The sequence below is a fragment of the Peribacillus sp. NPDC101480 genome, from assembly GCF_050277335.1.
Lineage (GTDB): Bacteria > Bacillota > Bacilli > Bacillales > DSM-1321 > Peribacillus.
Genome location: NZ_JBNNSB010000016.1, coordinates 1 through 16,909, shown reverse-complemented (window position 1 = coordinate 16,909; position 16,909 = coordinate 1). Strand labels below are relative to the sequence as shown.

13 protein-coding genes, 1 rRNA gene and 1 riboswitch are annotated in these 16,909 nt (G+C 39.2%); of the genes, 3 read left to right on the top strand and 11 right to left on the bottom strand.

What is annotated here, in order from left to right:
* Window positions 1–430: 430 nt before the first annotated feature.
* Complete coding sequence (locus ACQKMF_RS26080; protein ID WP_427575587.1) at window positions 431–1,582, top strand: PP2C family protein-serine/threonine phosphatase; 1,152 nt, start codon at window positions 431–433, stop codon at window positions 1,580–1,582.
* A 49-nt stretch (window positions 1,583–1,631) separates the two neighbouring features.
* Here ACQKMF_RS26080 and ACQKMF_RS26075 read toward each other — a convergent pair whose 3' ends face one another.
* The 4 genes from ACQKMF_RS26075 to ACQKMF_RS26060 all read right to left on the bottom strand — a co-directional run bounded on the left by ACQKMF_RS26075 (window position 1,632) and on the right by ACQKMF_RS26060 (window position 5,415).
* Complete coding sequence (locus ACQKMF_RS26075; RefSeq protein WP_427575585.1) at window positions 1,632–3,014, bottom strand: UDP-N-acetylmuramoyl-tripeptide--D-alanyl-D-alanine ligase; 1,383 nt, start codon at window positions 3,012–3,014, stop codon at window positions 1,632–1,634.
* Between the two features lie 152 nt (window positions 3,015–3,166).
* Entirely contained in the window at window positions 3,167–4,249 is a 1,083-nt protein-coding gene (locus ACQKMF_RS26070; RefSeq protein WP_260358039.1) for a D-alanine--D-alanine ligase, read from the bottom strand.
* A gap of 123 nt (window positions 4,250–4,372) precedes the next feature.
* Window positions 4,373–4,504: a hypothetical protein gene (locus ACQKMF_RS26065; RefSeq protein ID WP_427575583.1), complete on the bottom strand. Its 132-nt coding sequence runs from the start codon at window positions 4,502–4,504 to the stop codon at window positions 4,373–4,375.
* Window positions 4,505–4,632: 128 nt separating this feature from the next.
* Entirely contained in the window at window positions 4,633–5,415 is a 783-nt protein-coding gene (locus ACQKMF_RS26060) for a hypothetical protein (RefSeq protein WP_230178876.1), read from the bottom strand.
* A 214-nt stretch (window positions 5,416–5,629) separates the two neighbouring features.
* Between ACQKMF_RS26060 and ACQKMF_RS26055 the strand changes: the two genes are divergently transcribed.
* Window positions 5,630–6,262 (top strand): class I SAM-dependent methyltransferase, encoded by a 633-nt coding sequence (locus ACQKMF_RS26055; RefSeq protein ID WP_427575581.1) that lies wholly within the window; start codon window positions 5,630–5,632, stop codon window positions 6,260–6,262.
* 170 nt (window positions 6,263–6,432) lie between these two features.
* On the opposite strand, the gene ACQKMF_RS26050 is transcribed toward ACQKMF_RS26055, so the two are convergent.
* The 5 genes from ACQKMF_RS26050 to ACQKMF_RS26030 all read right to left on the bottom strand — a co-directional run bounded on the left by ACQKMF_RS26050 (window position 6,433) and on the right by ACQKMF_RS26030 (window position 12,184).
* Window positions 6,433–7,692 carry a cation:dicarboxylate symporter family transporter gene (locus ACQKMF_RS26050; protein WP_094246605.1) on the bottom strand — a complete coding sequence of 420 codons (1,260 nt, stop codon included), beginning with the start codon at window positions 7,690–7,692 and terminating at the stop codon, window positions 6,433–6,435.
* A 172-nt stretch (window positions 7,693–7,864) separates the two neighbouring features.
* Window positions 7,865–8,012, bottom strand: a riboswitch (cyclic di-AMP (ydaO/yuaA leader).
* A 201-nt stretch (window positions 8,013–8,213) separates the two neighbouring features.
* Window positions 8,214–9,473: an efflux RND transporter periplasmic adaptor subunit gene (locus ACQKMF_RS26045; RefSeq protein WP_402945590.1), complete on the bottom strand. Its 1,260-nt coding sequence runs from the start codon at window positions 9,471–9,473 to the stop codon at window positions 8,214–8,216.
* Between the two features lie 14 nt (window positions 9,474–9,487).
* Complete coding sequence (locus ACQKMF_RS26040; protein ID WP_402945587.1) at window positions 9,488–10,150, bottom strand: hypothetical protein; 663 nt, start codon at window positions 10,148–10,150, stop codon at window positions 9,488–9,490.
* A gap of 130 nt (window positions 10,151–10,280) precedes the next feature.
* Window positions 10,281–11,174, bottom strand: a complete 894-nt coding sequence (locus ACQKMF_RS26035) for a diacylglycerol/lipid kinase family protein (protein ID WP_402945584.1) — start codon at window positions 11,172–11,174, stop codon at window positions 10,281–10,283.
* Between the two features lie 131 nt (window positions 11,175–11,305).
* A complete protein-coding gene (locus ACQKMF_RS26030) occupies window positions 11,306–12,184 on the bottom strand; it encodes a TetR/AcrR family transcriptional regulator (protein ID WP_260358044.1) in 879 nt (292 codons plus the stop codon).
* A 189-nt stretch (window positions 12,185–12,373) separates the two neighbouring features.
* On the opposite strand from ACQKMF_RS26030, the gene ACQKMF_RS26025 reads away from it, so the two are divergent.
* Window positions 12,374–15,505, top strand: coding sequence for an efflux RND transporter permease subunit (locus ACQKMF_RS26025; protein WP_427575576.1), 3,132 nt, complete (start codon window positions 12,374–12,376; stop codon window positions 15,503–15,505).
* A gap of 197 nt (window positions 15,506–15,702) precedes the next feature.
* On the opposite strand, the gene ACQKMF_RS26020 is transcribed toward ACQKMF_RS26025, so the two are convergent.
* Together ACQKMF_RS26020 and rrf are read right to left on the bottom strand one after the other, a co-directional pair.
* Entirely contained in the window at window positions 15,703–16,542 is an 840-nt protein-coding gene (locus tag ACQKMF_RS26020) for a tyrosine-type recombinase/integrase (protein WP_230178864.1), read from the bottom strand.
* A 278-nt stretch (window positions 16,543–16,820) separates the two neighbouring features.
* Window positions 16,821–16,909, bottom strand: a 5S ribosomal RNA gene (gene rrf / locus ACQKMF_RS26015); the annotation flags it as partial.

Below are 16,909 nucleotides of genomic sequence, written 5' to 3'. Positions count from 1 at the left end.
AAAACGAGTTTGCCTACAGTTTTTTTATTTAAAAACCGTTCCAGTGGTTTCAAAATCCAATTAGGAGGATTTCACGAAACAGTAACTTAGTCCTTTTAAAATCATGGTTCGAGATGAAAGCATTCCGGCCTCTAGTCGACTTACTGTATCCATTTAAATTTTCACAAAACGATCATCCATTTATATATGATATGTGATTAAATCAAATAGTTTCAACAAAACTTTTTCAGGAAGGATTAGTTTTAATGATAAACACCCTTCCACGGTTCCCCACGTTTGAAAAAGAAAGGACTTATCATGAATTACCATTGAATTTACAGGTATATGGAAGCATTTGATTTTTGAAAATTCCATCTTTTTGCTTAAAAATTATAGCAAATGAGTATAAATGCAGTATGATTGACCTATCAACAAAATAACGGGGGGTTATATGAACATATTCACAATAGATGTTCCTATATGTAAGGATATTGGTCGAATCTTAAAGAAAATGAACAAGAAAGTCACCTTTTTGGAGGATCCACATAATCAAAGTCATCTATTCAAGAATTCAACAGACATGATGAAATCATTATTTATTTTACCTTTACACCTATCAAAAGACTCTTGGCAGCAAACTTCTTTGTACGCTTTGGCTGAATCTCACGAAATCCCTATCTTATTCATTTACAAACGCACTTCAGGAATGGAGACCCCTCAGACCTTACCGGAAAATACCTTTTATGAAACCATGGCGGTCCCTGCCGATTCAGTGGAAGTCCGAATTAAATTAAAGTCACTCCGAAACATCAGCATGCAGCTGTTTTCGGCAAAAATGAAGGGACAAGAGCTTGAAATGATACACCAAAAATCAGCAAGGAGCCTGAGAATTGCAAAGGGCATTCAACTTTCAGGTTTACCTTTGTCGATCAACAAAGAAGATATAGAGGTCAAAGGCCTTTCCCAACCTTCAAGTGAACTGTCAGGAGATTTATTTTACTGGTCGGAGGTTGATGACAGGATATACGGCTTCATAATGATCGATGTATTGGAAGAGGGCATTCATACAGCACTTATAAACATGTCCATACGCACATTGATCCCCGACCTTATCAAACGTGTAAAAGACCCCATTTTCATAACAAAGGAACTGGAAAATCTAATGCGGGATTTATTTCAAGGAGTTAATCGGGAAAACAAAAACCAGGCTCGCATTACTGCCTTCATCGCATACGTGAATACAAAGGATCGGCTCATCGAATATGTGAATTACGGACTTCCTTCAGCTTTTTTGTATTCCCCATGCACCAACCAAATTCTCAATTTGAACGAAGGGGCCACCCCAAACGGACTGATTCCCGAATTGCCCATTAAAAAAATAGTCTTTCAGTATGAGCCAGGAAGCCGTTTCATCATCTATACAGATGGACTCTCTAAAACGCCCCTACCTTCCGCCATTGACCGATCTGACCATATCGAAAGGGAATTCATCGAAAATGTCCATCTCGATACACAAGACCTCCTTCAGGAGCTATTGGTCTCTAGGATGAGGCATTCAGTCATCAACGACGACATCTGCATTATTGCCGGGACACTTTTTTAAGCACGATAAAAGGGCCGTTTCAAAAAAGAAACGGCCTTATCCATGTTTTTTATTTTTGCAGAGCTTGAACGACTTCCTCCAGCTTCATGCCCCTGGAAGCTTTAACAAGTATGATGTCATTTTCCTGCGTAGACGATTTCAGTTCCTCTATAAGCTTCTGCTTATCTTGAAAAGGACGAACCTGCTCCGATGAAAACGCCTTGCTCGCTCCCTTGGCAATAAACTCGGCTAAAGGACCATATGTGAAGATCTTATCGATCCGCTCACTGGAAATCAATTCACCAATTTTCAAATGAAAGTCTTTTTCCTGTGGCCCTAACTCCAACATGTCTCCCAATACAAGTATCTTTTTTTCGAATCCAGATAAGCCCTCAACCAACTCCACCGCTGCCTTAACTGAAGTTGGGCTGGCATTATACGCATCATTGATGATTTTCTGCCCTTTCGCGCCCTCGACCAATTCCATCCTCATATTCGTTAATTGAATGGTCGACAGACCTTTACGGATCGCTGAATCATCCACATTGAATTCTTTAGCAACCAAGATTGCTGCCAACGCATTAAGAACATTATGATTGCCTAAAACGGGTATCTCATAATTGGTTTCCTTATTACCGCTTGCGATTGTAAACGTGGTACTGTCTGCACCTTGGCTAATGGTCTGTGGATATAAATCATTTTGTTCCGTGCGTCCAAAAGATATTACGTTTAAATCAGGAAAATCCTTTTTGATACGATCGCGGAGCAATGGTTCATCACCATGGTATATCAGCGTTCCATCTTTCGCCAAACCTTCGACAATTTCCAACTTCGCATTCGCGATTTCCTCGCGTGATCCTAAATCCAATAAGTGTGATTCACCGATATTGGTAATGATCGCTACATCAGGCTTTGCCATTTTGGATAAGAACTCGATTTCACCGCGGCTGCTCATTCCCATTTCCAACACAGCCGCTTCAGTATCCTCCGCCATGGAAAGCACTGTTAGTGGCAAACCTAAATGATTATTGAAGTTTCCACTTGTTTTATGAACTTTATAGGTAGTGGCCAGCAGCGCAGCCGTCATATCTTTCGTAGTCGTCTTACCGTTGCTGCCTGTTATCCCAATGACTTTTATATTCAACTCCTGACGGTAAGAACGAGCCAATTGCTGAAGTGCTTTCTCGGTATTTTCGACAATGATTATCGGTAAATCATTAGGAGGGTTCGGAACATCCCTTTGCCAAAAGGAAGCCGCAGCCCCTTGCGCTAAAGCCTGCTTGACATACTGATGGCCGTCAACCTGCTCACCCTTAAGCGGAATGAACAAACATCCTTCCTTAACCGTTCTTGAATCGATGGTAACCCCATTAATTCCTTTGGACTGGAATGGACTGATATCATTCAATCCCTCAGCCATTTCATGTACTTGTTTTAACGTTCTCTTTATCATTTTGTTCCTCCTACATTCATCGAACCGTTAATCGCTCTCCATTAACCAAACGAAGCAGAAACCAGTTTAAATCGCACCGGTTCCTGCTGATTGGAATCCATCAAATCAATGCTTGAAGGATTGTGAAGTTTACTGATACTTTACCTGCATGATCAAACTGTATATTTGATTTGTTGTTTTTCCTGATGACGTTCCAAAGCAAGTTTCACGAGTGTTTCAATTAACGCTGGATAGTCGACACCTGTGTGCTTCCACAATAACGGGAACATGCTGAAAGGAGTAAACCCAGGCATTGTATTCACTTCATTAATATAAATTTGCCCTTCATGCGTCAAGAAGAAATCTGCGCGAACCAGACCAGAGCAATCCAATGACTTAAAGGCAGTAATGGCCATTTCGGATAAAGCAGCATACTCGCTTTCGGTTATCTCCGCCGGAATGACCATCGCTGAATTACCGTCAACATATTTTGCTGAATAATCATAGAAGGAAAAATCTTTCTTAGGGATGATTTCGCCTGCCACTGAACAAGATGGATCATCATTACCAAGAATACCAAACTCGAGCTCACGAGCAACGACCCCTTCTTCAATGATGATCTTCCGATCGAATTGAAAAGCTTCCGCTACCGCTCTTTCCAGTTCATCAGCATCATTACATTTGCTGATACCGACACTGGAGCCTAAATTGGCAGGTTTGACAAAACAAGGGTAACCCAATTCATCCGCTACCTTTTTAATGGCACTTTCAGTATTCTTCTCCCATTCAGAACGAATGAACCAAGTATATTTGACTTGAGGAAGTCCCGCCTGGGCAAAAATGTTTTTCATGATGACCTTATCCATTCCTGCTGATGAAGCCAAAACGCCATTCCCTACATAAGGAAGGTTCAATAGTTCCAGCATCCCTTGCACGGTCCCATCTTCTCCATTCGGTCCGTGAAGCAATGGGAAAATCACGTCATACCCTGTTGATTCACTATTTTCATCAGTTGAATGTGCCTGCAAGGCAAGAGGCGAGCTAGATTTATCCGATGTAAATGTCAAAGCCTCCACACTCTCGGCAGGTCCTGTTAACTTCGGTCCATTAATCCATGAACCCTCTTTTGTTATGTAAATCGGATATATATCAAACTTTGCTAAATCGAGAGCTTTAATGACCGCTAAAGCCGTCTGCATAGAAACCTCATGCTCCGCAGATTTTCCACCATAAAGCAAACCAAGTTTAGTTTTCATGAGTTATTACCCTCCAATATTCTTTTAACCATGTTCATTGTATCACTTTACACTAAAATGGTTAAAGCGAAACTTCCATCATTGGCGCTTTTCCAATGATGGTTAGTTGAGCCAATCGGGCATTTACAGGCTGTTGACCCACCACATTTCTTTTTCATTACATTTGCCGCCGCTTCCCTTACAGCCTGTTAATGCGGGGTAAAGCGAAACTTCCATCATTGGCGCTTTTCCAATGATTACTATTAGGCGGAACACAGGTTAAAACCGCCACACCCTGCGCGCCGCCCTCTCTTATCTTTTATGCATGAGATGGTAAGTCTTACACCTGAAAAATTTCAAGAGTGTCAAATAATCCAAACCACGAACCTCGGAAGTTGGGATAATCAGGAGAATGATGTATTTTTAATAACGCTTTCCCATACCCTTTCTTTTCGATTGAAGGTAATAAAGGCATCTGGCTCCTTAATATCTCTATCTGAAAAGTCATCATGCATTTCATCCATGTTTAAATAATCCCCTACAACCCATGCCGGTATCTCAATCTTTGTTCTTGTATACTTAACATGCCGAAAGGAAAAAACGAGCCCCTCTGCCAGAATATGAGCCAAGGAAGCAATGATTTCTGCCGGAATCGCCGTCAGCTCTCTTTTCTTTCTGATTCCAAGCCAAGTCCTCTCTACTTTTAAAAGCTCCAGCTTTAGCGGAATCAGGCTTCCTAACATCATATAATATGTCGAAAGAGAACGAAAATAAATTTTATTGAACCAGCCATCATCCTGGGCAAGGTACACAAATTGATTATTCAATTTACGGAAAAATGGAGGATCCAGATGAGTTTTTGCATGCCCTAAATATAATAGTTCCGCTATTTCCCTTCCATCCAATTCATCCAACCCTTCTCTTTCTTCAAAATCGATCCAACAGAAATCTCCATATGCCCGGACATTTTCTTTAACGAGCTTCGCAATATCTTCAGATGAAGCACTCTCTAGCAGGACATTCAAATTGTATTCCCCGCCATTGAATTCATGTTTCAATAATAAGATGGAATCCAACGTATATGGCAGCGAATAGACGAATTCACGAAAATTGAGTCCATTAAAAAGGACAAACCGTTCAGAAGCCTGCATATACATATATAAGATATCATTGCTATCATTCTTCATAACCTGACCCCCTCCGAGCTCTTAATCAATAATATTATTTTACCAAACTTTTGGGTTTTCACGTAAGTTATATAACCCCCAATATTAATCATCATCAGCACCATGTGAATAATGCGAAACATGTACTCCATATTAACCCAAATGTTAAGGTACACACTCGACTAGCTCAAAGTATCCATATTATAGTAAGAATGAAGGATTGGAGGATTAAATCATGGATAAAATTGAAAAAGGTTTTATCATTAATTCTTTTCATGGAGCCGTTTCCGTCTATGCTGATGCAACTAAAAAAATAGGTCTGTGGCAATCAGAGAAATATGCATTCGAAAAATATTTAAATCAGGAAGATGCAATCCTTGATATCGGTTGCGGTACAGGAAGGACCACCTTCGCACTATATAAAAAAGGATTTCAAAATCTAACGGGAATCGACCTGACTCCTGCCATGCTTTATGAAGCCGAAAAAATAGCCCATGAATATAACCTGGACATACCCTTTATCCTTGGCGATGCAACCGACCTCCCTTTCAACGACTCATCATTCGATAAAGCAATCTTCGCTTTTAATGGTTTAATGCAAATTCCCCAGCGAAAAAACCGCACATTGGCTTTAAAAGAAATCAACCGTATTTTAAAACCTAAAGGGCTCTTCATTTTCACAACACATGACCGTGATAAAAACGAAAATTACCTGAACTTCTGGGAGCAAGAGGAAATGATTTGGTGTGTTGGTAAACAAGATGAGAGGCTTTATGAATTCGGGGATATTTTCACATCCGGAAAGACGCTTCAAGAAGATACTTACCTACATATCCCAACTAAACTTGAAGTACTTGAATGCCTGTAAGAAGCACGGTTCAAAGTTATCGAAAGCTTTTATCGAAGTGAATTATTCCATGAAAATGATGATGTCATCGCTTTCTCTTCCGATTGCCGCTTCTGGATCGTCCAAAAGTAAGAAAGCGCATTTTAATTCAAAAAAAATCCAGAGTGACATTTCACTCTGGATTTTTTGTATTAAGAAACTTGTTCTAATTCTTTTTTGGAAGGCGGGTTGAATTGACCTTCCCATTTAGAGATAACGATTGCCGCAAGTGAATTACCGATAACGTTTACTACTGTACGTCCCATATCAAGAATACGGTCAATACCGGCAATGAATGCTAGACCTTCAATAGGAATACCGACAGTTCCCAATGTCGCTAAAAGAACTACGAAAGATACACCTGGTACACCCGCAATCCCTTTGGATGTGATCATTAACACTAGCATTAGCGTAATTTGCTCATACATGCTTAAATCGATTCCGTACATTTGAGCGATGAAGATAGCTGCTAACGCTTGGTATAATGTAGAACCATCAAGGTTAAAAGAATATCCAGTCGGAATAACAAATGTAGCAATATGTTTCGGACATCCCGCTTTTTCCATTTTTTCCATGATCTTAGGAAGAACCGCTTCTGAACTTGCAGTAGAGAAAGCAAGAATCAATTCTTCTTTTAGAAGTTTAATCAACGTAAAGATATTGAATCCGACAAATTTCGCAATAAGACCAAGAATGACTATTACAAAGAAAATCATTGTTCCGTAAACAGAAAGCGCTAACTTTCCTAACGGAATTAAAGATTCCAAACCGAATTTGGAGATCGTCACACCGATTAGTGCAAATACACCGATAGGAGCGAATTTCATGACCATGTTAGTTAGGTAGAACATTCCTTCAGCTACACCTTGGAAGAAACGGAATACTGGTTTACCCTTTTCACCGATGGCCGCAATACTAAGTCCAAACAACACGGAGAAGAAAATGATCGCTAGCATATCGCCTTCTACCATGGCTTTAACTGGATTGGATGGCACAATGTGAACGATTGTATCTACGAACGATTCATGCTGCTTAGTTTCTGCTGTATCAACATAGGTAGAAATATCAGTTTGTTCTAGCTTGTCCATATTTACACCAACACCAGGCTGGATGATATTCGCTGAAATTAAACCAACAGCAATCGCTATCATAGTTACTACAACAAAGTATGATATTGATTTAGCTCCAAGTTTACCTACTGATTTTAAATCGCCTACACCTGCAACTGCAACGATAAGACTTGACACAATGATTGGTACTACAATCATTTTAATCATTCGTAGGAAAATGTCTCCGAATGGCTGTAAAAAGTTTTGGGCCGTCTCACTACCATAAAAAATGGCACCAACGATAATCCCTAAAATTAAACCAATGAAAATTTGGCTAGCTAAACTTAATTTGAATTTCTTCATTTACTTTCCTCACCTTCCATAAAGTCTTTGATGCAAAAACATTTTTGTCTCGGTAAGGGAAACAAGATACTAATAAAAGAAAGTAATTTTTCTTTTTTTGAAAAACTCTGTCTTTACGCCGAAAAAAAAGACACTTCATGTGTCGATTTCTTATTGGCGTGAATATTCACACATGTTCCCTTAAAGACGCTGACGAGGTTAGCTGTCGGGTTAGGAATTGGAAACACAAATGCCCTTTCATTTCTGAATTCACCCCTAGCGGATAAAATCCACAAAAATGGGTCCCCCGTTCTTGGAATAAGATTAAGCGAGTTAACTTATAATAAAATATTATACTAAAAATGATAATCTGTAAATATTTATTCGCATTAGTTCTAGAAAAAATCTTTAAATATGTCTGAATATTCTGCATTAGAGACTATTGTATCTATAATTACTCTTCCCGATTTTTAATAATATAAGTTATATTGATATATAATTAATCACTAATTTGACATCACCTCTCTTGATGAAAGAAGCGGTTATTTTTCCAATACGCCAAGTAACAGATATCTTACTTTTTCCCTAGAGGTGAATTTTTTATAAGTTGCTGCCTTCACTTTTCCAAATTGGATTGGGGTAATGAAATAAGAATGGTTCTTCGACACATCCGGCTCCATTAGAATGACGTCACCTACCGACGGTCCGTTTATGATTTCTTGCTTCCCTTCAGCCTTAAGCCCTTTTGTAATGTAATGTTTATCCACATAGCCATTTTTAGTCAATTTGTAAATATAAGGCTGTTTATGGTTTTTTATGGCTTCTATAGGAATGGAGGGTACACCGGCTTTCTCATTGGTTATTACAGTAAGATTCACTTTGGATCCCACCAACAAAGCTTCCGTTTCTTCACCTTCCGGTTCGATTAGTGCCTGAAATGGAAATCTGTTATCCTTTTTTAATGACGGCTCTTCAGCGGGATAGGAATGGATGCGACCTATCGTCCCTTTCAATGCCTTTTTTGAATCAGAGGAACTTGCTTTTATAGTCATGCCCACTTCAGCCTTTTTCATTTCCTCTTCAGAGAAATCCCCTTCAATTGCCATATTTGTTGAAACGATGGATATAATGGGATTATTCAGGTTTTTATTGATATTTTTAACTACACCATCAGCCTCACTCGTTGACACGATCGCACTGGACTGCTCCTCAATTGAAGTTATTTTAGCTTCAAGCATTTTCACTTTTTCATTCAAGCTGTTTTTTTCCAGTTCCTGCTTGTACATTTCTTGCTCAATGTTACTTTTAATAAGATCTGAGGAACTTGTTGTTATATCAATTTTCAAGTTTTTTTCCACAGATTCATCAATGGCTGCTTTTTCAGGATTACTGGTCATGGTCCCTTGATAGGACCTCAACTTCCCTATGTATTCCTCAATACCTGCAATTTCTCCCTCAGATGCCGTTTTCTCCGCTTCCAAGTTCGCTTTAAGAGCATCAAGTTCGGTCGTCGTATACTCAAACAACGAGGAGCCAGCCGTAATCTCATCGCCTTCTTTAACAAGGAATTTCTTAAAATCATTTTTCTTGGTGTCAAAATAGATATCATACTCTTCTACAGGTTTAATTACCCCATTTGTTTGAATAGTATCCGTAATTGTATCTTTTTTTACCTTAGTCCAGTTTTCAACGAAAACAGTTCGTTCCACTTTGCTTTCTTTTTTTTCAATAAGGTATAAGTTAACGGTTATTAAGACTATCGACGCAATGGAGACCGCTGCAATTTTCCATTTCCCGCTCATTCATTTCACCCGCCTTATACAAATACGCCTACTTGGATGTATGCTAAAAAGGCTTTAACAAACCATGTGGCCAGATAGAATAGAACAATCATTAAAAGGACCAAATAACTATTTCGTTCTGAAAACTCCTTTAAATAAAAATATTGCAGAGCAATAATAAGAAATTGAAAAATGGTGATTCCGCTGAAAAAGTGAATGAAATAATCATTTCTGAGAAAATACTGACTGATGATCCCCAATGAAAATGGATTGGCATCGCTGCCTATATCCATTAATACGAATAGAGGAATCAGTAATGTTTTTTCCACTAATTGCAAAACAAAAAGAATCATTTGAACGATGACTAATTTTATATATGGGATATCAGTAACGATCCAAAAGAATAGAGCTGATAAAAATATATATATGGAAGGGTCGATTATGCCTGTTATTATGTTGCCGCTCATAATCAGCAGCTTTGCTGCTTCGAATTCACCGGCACTCATTTTCGTGATTTCTTTGGAGAATGATTCTGAACCAATGCCAAAATATCCCCCAATGGCGAATACTATAAGACTAAGAAAATATAAAAATAGTAATTTCAATCCAAGCTTTGTGACTGCCTCTGCATTTTGAAGCTGATAACGACTCCGATGAGGCTCTAAAATGCCCTTTAACAATCTGACCTGGTACACCATATGTGGTCCTCCTGCAAAAATTGATATATCTTCATATATTTTATCTTATTTTGGAAACAATTGCAGAAATAAGGAATGAATATACAAAAAAAACACATAATCATTCCCATTCATATTTAATCCCACCATACTAATTTGGAGTTAATACTGACAAATGTCGGGCAAGGACTTTAATGCGTGCAGGGGTTCGTCTATAGTTCTCTCCATCCATATCCACATCAAGCGGCCTCTTGGTTTCAATGGTCAGGGTATTGGCATTTAAATAAGTCACCCCAGAGTCAGAGATCATATTTTGTGTCCATGAACGCTTCATCGCTATTATTTCTAAAAATGTACCAAGGCTTGCATTTTCCAAGATGGCAACACCGAAGAGTCCATCATCTGGACTAATCATGGGAAAGGGCAATAAATTGGTGCCGATAAAACAACCATTCAAAACCAAAATCATAACCGCTTCCCCTTCGATAACATTCCCATCATACTTTAGCTTATAGGAAAAGGGAGCATTCTCGCCAATTGTCCTTATAGCACTTAATAAATATCCTATCTTACCAAACCTGCTTTTTTCCTGCTCATCAATATTGCTTGATGCATCTGAAATAAGCCCTACTCCCCAAAAATTAGAAAAATAATCGTTGTTGGCCTGCCCAATATCAATTGAACGAACTTTGCCATTCACTAATGCTTCCGCAGCTTGACGAACATTTTGAGGAATCTTTAATGTTCTGGAGAAGTCATTGCAAGTCCCTCCAGGTAAAACCCCAAACAGGGGCCGCCTCGGAAGCGGCGAAAGGCCATTTACACACTCATGTACCGTTCCATCTCCTCCTAATACGAAAACTACATCCATGTCTTCACCATATTCCAAGCAAAAACGGCATGCATCGCCCTTTTCCTTCGTTTGCAGAATGAGAAACTCATCAATATGTGGAGCTATTATCGGAAGACAACCCTCAAGATTCCTTTCGAGTTTATCATTACCGGCATTTTCATTATAAATCAGCATTCCCTTTTTCCATCGCATGATTTTCGCCCCCATATTATTGAAAGAATGGTCTTCTTCCCATCAATTTTACCTTTTCCTAAACCCCCGCTTTTGAAACTCATTAAGATCAAATGAAAAAAAGAGGCTATACGCCCCTTTCGGTAAAGCTTTCATATACTTGTCAAATAATCCTTCATCATCAAGATAAGCTTTGAAGACAAGGGACTCCTTTTTTCATTTTTTTCCAAAAATAACAAAAGACTTTCCAAGATGATCGGGCTTGGACTAGCTTTTGAAAATTCCTCCTGGATTGCCTTTAAAGCTTCCATATTTTTACGTGTATCCATTCCCTCTTCTTTACGTGTTTCCACTTCCAGCATCCTGACGATGATCGAATGGATTTCTTCTTTTGGGCTCATATCCCGCATCGAGCATCCCGGTAGGGGAAATTGTTTCAACAATGGATCTTCCATGTTCTGCAGGCTTGCGATAATTGAATCCATCCGGTTCAATATGAAGCTAGGTAATAATTCCACATCAAAAGCATTTTGTTTCCTGATCAATATTCCGATATATCCTTTGAAAAGGGAGTCCAAAATTATGGTGCAATCCGGCAAAAGATCAGCTGAAAGTCCCGGGTATAACTCAATGATTTTACGCTTGAACCAAATCAAGCCCTCTTCATGGATATAATGTAAAAATTTATCTAGTTCTTTGCTGATATGAACCATTTGTTCCTGCATCATCATTTGAATCAAATTGGTATTTCCCGTCATATGCTCAATGTGAACTGTGATTTGCCTCATGAACTTGTCTTTACTGGACAATGAAGCATCCAGTTCAAGATCAAGCAATGAGTCCGTCAACGCTTCATAATAAAATTTAAAAATGGAGACCAGTAATTCTTCCTTCGATTTAAAATGATTATAAAAAGATCCCTTTGCTATCCCACACTTTTCAGCAATTTCCTGAACGGAAGTGGCATGATAGCCTTTCTCCGCGAAAAGCTCTACAGACTTATCTATGATCATCTTATTTTTTTCTTTCATCAAATTCATCCTATCTCTTAAATTTATCCTTTGGTGACCGATGGGTCACATCTCCCAAATTGTATCCCAAAACCCTTGAAATCACAACGTTAACACTAGCGATTATTATCTGTTGCAATCATAATCCATATACTATATATTTGAGTCTATGACCGAATAGTCACAATTTTATGTATGGAGGGTACAAGCTTGAATTCAATAATTAAGTTTTCATTAAAGAATAAATTGGCAATCTGGTTGCTTACGATCATCATCGTTGCAGCTGGTTTATACTCAGGTTTAAACATGAAACAAGAAACCATTCCAAGCATCTCGACTCCTTTAATAAGCATCTCCACTGTATATCCTGGAGCTGCACCTGAAGAAGTAGCAGATAAACTTACGGACCAGATTGAGCAGAAAGTAACAAATTTGCCAGGAGTCGAATTAGTCAGTTCTTCGTCCATGGCTAATGCCTCTTCCGTCCAGTTACAATATGATTATGATACGGATATGGACGACGCTGTAAAAGAAGTGAAAGAAGCTTTAGAGAAATTAGAACTGCCTGAGGGAGTGGATGCCCCAAGCGTCTCTAAATTAGAATTAAACGCTTTTCCTGTCGTCGCACTCAGTGTAACAGATAAGGGTTCTGATTTACCAGCTCTTACAAAAAACGTCGAAGAGGTGTTGGTGCCTAAACTTGAAGGGATTGACGGCGTGACATCCGTATCAATTTCCGGACAACAAGTAAATGAAGGCAGCCTTGTATTCGACGAGGAAAAGATGGCTCAATACGGGCTCGATGAAGATACCGTAAAGAAGGTTATCCAGGCCGCAAACGTAAACATGCCGCTTGGCATATATAACTTTGATGATAAAGAAAAAACGATCGTTGTGGATGGAAACATCTCCACATTAAAAGACCTCAAAAATATAAAGATACCTTTAACCGGCGGCTCTCAAACAGGAACGCCGGCACAAACCGGACCGGAAACCAATCAATCAACTCCTGACATGGCAACAGGTCCTGCCCAAATGCAAAATGTCAAATTATCAGACATTGCCGATGTTAAAATCACCGGTAAGGCCGAATCGATTTCAAGAACAAACGGTAGCGAATCGATTGGAATCCAGGTTACAAGATCACCTGATGCTGATACAGTTGCAATCGTAGACGAAGTAAACGAAGAAGCCTCTAATTTCAAAGAAGAGTTTAAAGGCGTAAGTGTACACACTACGCTCGATCAAGCTAAACCGATTAAAGATTCTGTTGAAACCATGATCAGTAAGGCACTCTTCGGCTGTCTGTTTGCCGTCATTGTTATCATGCTGTTCCTTAGGAACTTTAAAACGACTCTCATTTCCGTCATTTCGATTCCATTATCCCTGTTAGCAGCGCTTTTGGTGCTCAAACAAATGGATATTTCATTGAATGTCATGACACTTGGGGCCATGACGGTTGCCATTGGCCGAGTAGTCGATGATTCCATTGTCGTCATTGAAAATATTTATAGAAGAATGGCTTTAAAAGGCGAACAATTAAAAGGCGGCGAATTAATACGATCAGCCACTAAGGAAATGTTCATCCCTATCCTTTCATCGACAATCGTTACTGTAGCCGTATACCTGCCTTTAGCCAGCGTTACAGGACCTGTCGGGGAACTATTCATGCCATTCGCCTTAACAATGGTGTTCGCATTGGTCGCTTCATTAATAATCGCCATCACTCTTGTTCCGGCAATGGCAGACTCTTTGTTTAAAAAGGGACTATCTAAAAAAGAATTAAAATCACATGAAGAAAAACCAAGCAAACTATCAGCATTCTACCGAAAAGCACTGGATTGGTCGTTAAACCATAAGATAATCACTTTCGGTACAGCCATTGTATTATTGGTCGGCAGCTTATTCCTGATCCCAAGCATCGGTGTCAGCTTCATGCCTGCAGATGAAGAAAAAACGATTATCGTCACTTACACTCCCGCACCTGGAGAGTTAAAAGAAGATATTGAAAAGCAAACAGAAAAAGTAGAAAAATACTTCATGGATAAAGACGATGTGAAGACCGTTCAATACACACTTGGTGAAAGCATGATGGGCGGCGGCATGATGGGCGGCTCGAGTAACTCTGCTCTCTTCTATGTACTCTATGATGAAGACACTGAAGATTTCGGGGACAAAAAAGAAACCGTCATAAAAGAATTAACCGAACTTGATTCACCTGGAACATGGAAACAACAAGATTTCACGTCAACATCAAGCAACGAAACCACTCTATTTGTTTACGGAAATACACAAAAAGATATTGAACCGGTAATTGATGATATTCAAAATATCATGAAGAAAAATAAAGATTTAAAAGATGTTGATACAAGTCTTTCCGATGCTTATGAGCAATACACTCTAGTTGCAGACCAAGAAAAGTTAAGTGACCTTGGACTGACAGCTGCACAAATTGGCATGTTCATTGCCAATACAAATAAAGATGATGCTTTAACTACCATTAAGAAAGATGGAGAAGAAGTCAAAGTATATGTCGAGACAAAAGAAACGACATTCGAAGACAAAAAAGATCTTGAGAATACTAAAATTTCTTCTCCAATGGGAATGGAGATCCCATTGAAAGAGCTTGTGAAAATCGAAGAAGGCAAAGCTTCCGATACAATCAGCCGCCGCGATGGAAAAATTTATGCCGACGTGTCTGCAACAATCAAAACGGATGATGTGGCAGCAGTAACAGCAGATGTACAAAAGGAAGTTGATAAATTAGACCTTCCCGCAAGCGTCACTATAGACTATGGCGGAGTGACGGAAGATATCCAGGAATCATTCACTCAACTTGGTATCGCTATGTTAGCGGCCGTTGCTATCGTATACTTTGTCCTTGTCGTTACTTTCCATGGTGGTTTAGCACCAATAGCCATTCTCTTCTCCTTACCATTTACGGTAATCGGGGCATTGGCAGGGCTATTCGTTGCAGGTGAGACCATCAGCGTTTCAGCAATGATGGGTGTACTAATGCTTATTGGTATCGTTGTAACCAATGCCATCGTATTAGTGGACCGTGTTATCAAGAATGAAGAATCCGGGCTATCTACCAGGGAAGCTTTACTCGAGGCAGGTTCTACCCGTCTACGTCCAATCCTGATGACTGCCCTTGCCACAATCGGCGCTTTAATACCTCTGGCAATCGGCGCAGAAGGCAGTGGATTAATATCACAAGGTTTGGGGATTACCGTTATTGGCGGACTTGTGAGTTCTACATTGCTAACACTTGTAATAGTACCGGTAGTATATGAAGTCATAATGAAAATAGGTAAAAAGAAGAAAAAAACAGTTAAGTAAAGAATCAAGAAAGAGGGGATTCCTTATATTAGGAATCCCCTCTTTCTTGATTAAACAATGCACAATATGCTCTTATAAATATAACTTCACAGGCCCCCACGTCCTATTCGTCATTTCATTTCCAAGGAAATTTGTTTGTTTTAAATATATAAACAAAAAAAGGGAAAGAGCTCGCTTTCCCTTTTAATTTCTATGGATTAATGTTTGGTGAAAGTTTGGTCTATCGCATTTGCCAGGTCCAGCGATTTTTCTTTTAGATAACGCTTCGTTACGTTTAAGTCTTTATGACCGGCAAGCTTGGATATCGTTTGTATATCTATTCCATTATCCACTAACCTTTGGCAAAAGGTATGTCGCAGTTTATGTGGATGCACATTGTATTTTTTTAATATATATTGAACTGACCTCGGAGTGATCCTTTGATTATAGCTTGAGATGAATAACGGATCTGCTTTTTCTTTTAAAGAAAGAAGATAATTCTGTATATGCTGTATAGCCGATATTGTAAGGGGAACGGATCTATCGACTTCACCTTTTGCGTTCCTGACAAGTATATAATTTCGTTCTGTTTCCATGATGACGTCGCGGCCATTCAAGTCACATAATTCGGAGACGCGGATTCCTGTATGTAACAAAAGGTAGACGATGGCAATGTTTCTTAGGTTTCCTTCTGCTTCTATATCTCTTAACAGGATCTGCTGCTCATTTATGCTTAAAGTTTCAGGTACCTCAAGCTTGTGCTCCTTAACCTTACGTTCCACAGAAAGCATCACTTGCGGTTTACCTAAAAATTTAAAGAAAACATTTAAGGCGATATAGTGTTTTTCGATAGTCCCTGGGCTTTTCTTGCAATTTTCTAAATAATCAAGATAACCCTGAACATCTTCAGAATGAATCTCCATCAATATCTTTTGTGTCTGGTCACAAAACTGTGAAAGGACACCAGTATACGTTTTGATCGTATTAGCTGATTTGCCTTGGTCTCTCAACCATTCAGCAAACGAAAAAATCATTTCATCTTTAGCAGAGGTATCCATCGGCTATTCCCCCAATGACAGTTTCAGAACTACGTTAAGTTTAACATATATCCCTGTAGAAACGAAGAATTCTGTCCCTTTGTATTAATCAGATATGGATAATGCAGATAGAAGTAAGAATTTATATGCATCCATAGTATGCCCTACCATGTATACTGCATATAACATTGTTTATGGTCCTTTTACCTCTCTGCTTTTTAACAGTTTTAAAATATAAGATACTGAAGGATTGACAACGGCAAAAAAAGACCAGCCGGATGGCGGGTCTTTTTTAAATGGCTTGGCGGCGTCCTACTCTCACAGGGGGAAACCCCCAACTACCATCGGCGCTGAAGAGCTTAACTGCCGTGTTCGGAATGGGAACGGG

Excerpts from the sequence above, each read along its gene's own strand:
- ACQKMF_RS26080 (WP_427575587.1), top strand. The coding sequence starts at position 431 with ATGAACATATTCACAATAGATGTTCCTATATGTAAGGATATTGGTCGA.
- ACQKMF_RS26075 (WP_427575585.1), bottom strand. The coding sequence starts at position 3,014 with ATGATAAAGAGAACGTTAAAACAAGTACATGAAATGGCTGAGGGATTG.
- ACQKMF_RS26070 (WP_260358039.1), bottom strand. The coding sequence starts at position 4,249 with ATGAAAACTAAACTTGGTTTGCTTTATGGTGGAAAATCTGCGGAGCAT.
- ACQKMF_RS26060 (WP_230178876.1), bottom strand. The coding sequence starts at position 5,415 with ATGAAGAATGATAGCAATGATATCTTATATATGTATATGCAGGCTTCT.
- ACQKMF_RS26055 (WP_427575581.1), top strand. The coding sequence starts at position 5,630 with ATGGATAAAATTGAAAAAGGTTTTATCATTAATTCTTTTCATGGAGCC.
- ACQKMF_RS26050 (WP_094246605.1), bottom strand. The coding sequence starts at position 7,692 with ATGAAGAAATTCAAATTAAGTTTAGCTAGCCAAATTTTCATTGGTTTA.
- ACQKMF_RS26045 (WP_402945590.1), bottom strand. The coding sequence starts at position 9,473 with ATGAGCGGGAAATGGAAAATTGCAGCGGTCTCCATTGCGTCGATAGTC.
- ACQKMF_RS26040 (WP_402945587.1), bottom strand. The coding sequence starts at position 10,150 with ATGGTGTACCAGGTCAGATTGTTAAAGGGCATTTTAGAGCCTCATCGG.
- ACQKMF_RS26035 (WP_402945584.1), bottom strand. The coding sequence starts at position 11,174 with ATGCGATGGAAAAAGGGAATGCTGATTTATAATGAAAATGCCGGTAAT.
- ACQKMF_RS26030 (WP_260358044.1), bottom strand. The coding sequence starts at position 12,184 with ATGAAAGAAAAAAATAAGATGATCATAGATAAGTCTGTAGAGCTTTTC.
- ACQKMF_RS26020 (WP_230178864.1), bottom strand. The coding sequence starts at position 16,542 with ATGGATACCTCTGCTAAAGATGAAATGATTTTTTCGTTTGCTGAATGG.